This window comes from Acidocella aquatica (assembly GCF_030160635.1).
Lineage (GTDB): Bacteria > Pseudomonadota > Alphaproteobacteria > Acetobacterales > Acetobacteraceae > Acidocella > Acidocella aquatica.
Genome location: NZ_BSOS01000034.1, coordinates 1 through 1,042 on the forward strand (window position 1 = coordinate 1; position 1,042 = coordinate 1,042).

At 59.0% G+C, this 1,042-nt stretch carries 2 protein-coding genes; one reads left to right on the forward strand and one right to left on the reverse strand.

Features of this window, described 5'->3' with window-relative positions:
- Positions 1 to 275 precede the first annotated feature (275 nt).
- Entirely contained in the window at positions 276 to 620 is a 345-nt protein-coding gene (locus QQJ84_RS07155; protein ID WP_284257444.1) for a helix-turn-helix domain-containing protein, read from the forward strand.
- A 25-nt stretch (positions 621 to 645) separates the two neighbouring features.
- Here QQJ84_RS07155 and QQJ84_RS07160 read toward each other — a convergent pair.
- On the reverse strand, positions 646 to 1,042 hold a 397-nt coding region (locus QQJ84_RS07160; RefSeq protein ID WP_284257445.1), incomplete at its 5' end, for a type II toxin-antitoxin system MqsA family antitoxin.

A 1,042-nucleotide genomic window follows, 5' to 3' on the forward strand; every position in this document is an offset into this window, starting at 1 on the left:
ACCTACTCAAGGAACAACAAGGATCCACCACCAGCGGCGATCAAGACATACTTCCCTCCGACCGCCACTTCTGAGCGCTAGCGCAGCGGCCCAGAGCCGTCAGACATCATGCCTGCCAATGCCCGAACAACCGCCACACCCACCTCGATGCATCGGCAAGGCAAAGCGTCGTCAACGAAATCAGAACAGCACCATTTAAACGCGATTCCCGAGCGCCGCTAACAATACCGGCAAAACCGGGGGCGAAAACGATTTTTTAGTTGCGCCGACGCGGTTTGTTCCGATTCAAGTTCTCTGTGAGCCATCCGGACAATTTTGATGAGCTATCGTCGAGCCAGCTTCGGGATCTGGTGCTCAAGTTGTTTTCGAGACTTGCTGAGGTAGAAAAGGTCGTTGCCGATCAGCGGGAGGGTATCTGGGCGGAAGCCGATCTGCAACGCCACTTCCGTGTAACCCCACCCGCCGTGCACGACATGGTGCTTTCGCTCGAACGCGCAGGACTCATTCGACGCGAACCAAGCCGTGCGCGCAGCATCAGCCTGCTCGTCGACCCAATGGCGCTGCCACCACTACAGCCGGGCCATCTTCAACCCGTCAAAACCACTGTGACGAGGTACTAGGTTTGTGAGGGACCTGCGCCGCTCATCAGGCGGTGCGGATCTCGTTCAACAGATCGGGATGTCGCTCCAGCACCTTGAGCAGCTTCACCAGCGCCAAGGGCGGCTTGGTTTTGCCGTTCTCATAACGGGAGAATGCATTGACCCCGCCTCCGAAGATTTCAGCCGCCTCGCGCTGATCAAGTGCCAGCTTCTTGCGCACCGCGGCGATGAAGTTCGGATCGACAATGGCCGCGTTGACCTCCCTAGAAAACGCCCGCATCTCGCGCATGACCCGATCCGATTCCGCAGCCCCCAGGATCGACTCAGCGCAGGCCGGGCAAAAATCTCCCGTCACCGCAGGAATGACGGTCGTCTCGCCCTTGTAGGTGTAAGGCAGGTCGCGGGTGTCGTGGATCAGTTCGGCCGCGCCGCAGACAGGACAT